Raw genomic sequence first — 2,498 nt, 5'->3', positions numbered from 1 at the left:
CGAGCGCCTCGTCCAGGGAACGGGTCTCGCGCAGGTCGACCGCCACCGACTCCTCGGCCAGCCACCCCGTGTGGATGTGTGCGTCGTGGAGGCCGGGGAGGACGGCGGCGCCCGGAAGGTCGACCACGTGCGTCGCACCGGCCTCGAGCGCCTCTGCCCCAACCGCGACGATGCGCCCGTCATCGACGAGCAGCGCCTCGGTCCAAGGGTGTTCCGCGGCGCCGGTCCAGATTCTCTTGTGGCGGAAGAGGGTTCGGCTCATGCTTCGGGTAGGTCAGGGCCGCGGCCAGGGTCGACGTTGGGGGCCTGCGAGGGCGTGCCGGCCCGGTTCGCGATCTGGCTGATGCGACGGGCCAGCTCGACGTCTCGCGAGGTGATGTGCCCGACGTCGTGGCTCGTCGTGCGGATGACGACCTCGCCATAGCGCACGTCGACGTCCGGATGATGGTTCAGCTCGTCGGCGACCCGGGCGATCTCGGGCAGGAGCGCCGCCCCGCGGGAGAAGCCACCCGTCTCGATGATCGTGACGAGCCCCTCGTCGACCTGGCGCCACCCCTCGAGACCCTCCGTGTGCGACAGCTCCTCGGAGCTGATGGGCGCGTTCGGATCACTCATCGCCCCAGCCTGTCACAGCTCAGGCGGTCGGGACGAGGATGACCTTGCCGGTGGTCCGGCGACCCTCGAGCGCGTCGTAGGCCGCCGCGGCCTCGTCATAGGGGTAGCGCGCGCCGATCTCGATCTCGAGGGAGCCGTCGGCGATCGCACCGAGGACCTCCCGCGCCCGCCACTCGAGCTCCTCGCGGGTCTGGACGTAGTGCGCGAGGGTCGGCCGGGTGATGAAGAGGGAGCCGGCCCGGTTGAGCCGCTGCAGGTCGAAGGGCGGCACCTGTCCGCTCGCCCCGCCGAAGAGCACGAGCATGCCCCGGGGCCGGAGCGAGGCGAGCGAGGCGTCGAAGGTCGCCTTCCCGACGCCGTCGTAGACGACGTCGACGCCCCGACCGGCTGCCTCGCGGACTGCGGCCGCGAGGTCGTCGGTGGTCGAGTAGTCGATCGCGTGGGCAGCCCCGCGACGGCGGGCGATGTCGAGCTTCTCCTCTGACCCGGCGGTCGCGATGACGGTGACGCCCTTGCTCGTCAGCAGCTGGACGAGCAGCTGGCCGACCCCGCCGGCCGCGGCGTGGACGAGGGCGATGTCGCCCGACTTGGCCGGGTAGGTCGAGGTGACGAGGTAGTGGGCGGTCAGGCCCTGCAGCATGGCGGCGGCCGCGGTCTCGAGGTCGACGCCGTCGGGCACGTGGACGAGGTCCTCGGCCCTGCGGTTGAGGACCGAGGCCTCGCTGTTGCCGGCCTGCGCCCACGCCACGCGGTCGCCGACGGCGAAGCCCTCGACGCCCTCGCCGACCACGGTCACCGTGCCCGCGCCCTCCTCGCCGAGGACGAACGGGGTCGGTGTCGGGTAGACACCCTGGCGCTTGTAGACGTCGATGAAGTTGACCCCCGCGGCGGCCTCCTCGACCTGCACCTCGCCGGGCCCGGGTGGTGGCACCTCGACGTCCTGCACGGCGAGGACGCTGCCGTCCCCCGGCGTGGTGACGATGACGGCCCGGGCGCTGGTGGTCGTGGTCATGCCCGTCACCCTACGACCGCGCCAGCCGCTCGAGGGCGGGGCCGGCCACCCGGAACGTCGTCCACTCGTCCTGGGCCACCGCCCCCTGCGAGCGGTAGAACTCGATGGACGGCGTGTTCCAGTCGAGCACCGACCACTCGAAGCGGGTCCAGCCGCGTTCGTGGCAGAGCCGGGCGAGCCGGACGAGGAAGGCCTTGCCGATACCGAGCCCGCGCTGCTCCGGCTCGACGAAGAGGTCCTCGAGCCAGAGGCCGTGCCGCCCGGTCCACGTGGAGAAGCTGACGAACCAGATGGCCATCCCGACGACCCGTCCGTCCCGCTCCGCCACGTGGGCGTATGCGGCTGGGTGGCCGTCCGCGGGGAACAGGGCCTCCCGGAAATGGTCGGGGGTGGCTGTCGCCGACTCGGGCTCCTTCTCGTAGGCCGCGAGCTCGCGGACGAGCCGGAGGAGGTCATCGATGTCGTCGGGGGTCGCCTCGCGAATGGTGAAGCCGCGGGCCCGCAGGCCGCCGGCAGGGGCGTCGGGGGTCGGGAGATTCGCCGTCACCCGCCCCATCCTTCCGCGAACGGTCCCCTCGCGGTCGAACGGGTCGGTGGACCGGCCCGCTCGACCACGAACACCGAGTGCGAGAGGGCCACCCGGTCCGCATGGCGCGCAGCTCGCTCCCGCTCGCCGGGGCCGCACCGAGGGGCGCCGGGGCGTGCCAGGAATGTCGCCGGTGGGACGTAGGGTTGGGGCATCATGAGCACGCTGTTCGACGATCTGTTCGGGTCCGACCCGACCGCCCCGACCGGCGCCGGCCACGTCACCGAACGCGGCGTGCCCACCTGGGCCGAGGCGGCCGCGCGTGGGCGCGACGACGGTGCTGAG

The 2,498-nt window shown here is 72.8% G+C and carries 3 protein-coding genes and 1 pseudogene; all 4 read right to left on the bottom strand.

Annotation, left to right across the window (positions count from 1 at the left end):
• A pseudogene (locus ACTHJJ_RS00140) lies at positions 1-262 on the bottom strand (amidohydrolase); the annotation flags it as partial.
• On the bottom strand, positions 259-615 hold the full coding sequence (locus ACTHJJ_RS00135; RefSeq protein ID WP_440300910.1) for a 4a-hydroxytetrahydrobiopterin dehydratase: 357 nt from the start codon (positions 613-615) through the stop codon (positions 259-261). The pseudogene ACTHJJ_RS00140 and the gene ACTHJJ_RS00135, both read right to left, overlap by 4 nt.
• A 19-nt stretch (positions 616-634) precedes the next feature.
• On the bottom strand, positions 635-1,627 hold the full coding sequence (locus ACTHJJ_RS00130; RefSeq protein ID WP_440300909.1) for a quinone oxidoreductase family protein: 993 nt from the start codon (positions 1,625-1,627) through the stop codon (positions 635-637).
• 10 nt (positions 1,628-1,637) lie between these two features.
• Positions 1,638-2,174 (bottom strand): N-acetyltransferase family protein, encoded by a 537-nt coding sequence (locus tag ACTHJJ_RS00125; RefSeq protein WP_440300908.1) that lies wholly within the window; start codon positions 2,172-2,174, stop codon positions 1,638-1,640.
• Between the last annotated feature and the right edge of the window lie 324 nt (positions 2,175-2,498).

Origin of the sequence: Intrasporangium sp. (genome assembly GCF_051961875.1) — a bacterium.
GTDB lineage: Bacteria > Actinomycetota > Actinomycetes > Actinomycetales > Dermatophilaceae > Intrasporangium_A.
The sequence above is the reverse complement of the archived record's forward strand: the minus strand, read 5'-3'. Positions and strand labels throughout refer to the sequence as shown.